Genomic DNA, 292 nt, shown 5'->3' on the forward strand with positions numbered 1-292 from the left:
TCGATGGCCGCGCGGCGCGGCAGGGCCAACCGCTCCCGCGCCGGGTACTTCGCCTACTTCTCGGACCCGGCCAACGCCGTCCGTACGGTGGTCTCGTTCGTCGCCGACGTGGGCCGCGAGATCGGCCAGTCGACACGGGCGCGGCTGCGCGGAGACCGGCCGCGGGTGAGCCGCGGCGGGCTCTATCCGTTCATCCGGGCCTTCGCGACCGTCGTCGAGCGCGATGTGGTGGTCGCGGCCGTCCTGGGCGACATGCTGGCGGGACGGACCGCCGTCTACGCGGACCTCGTCG

The 292-nt window shown here is 74.3% G+C and carries 1 pseudogene; it reads left to right on the plus strand.

Annotated elements, in window-relative coordinates:
• A pseudogene (locus BFF77_RS37225) lies at positions 1-292 on the plus strand (hypothetical protein); the annotation flags it as partial.

Origin of the sequence: Streptomyces lushanensis (assembly GCF_001700515.1) — a bacterium.
Lineage (GTDB): Bacteria > Actinomycetota > Actinomycetes > Streptomycetales > Streptomycetaceae > Streptomyces > Streptomyces lushanensis.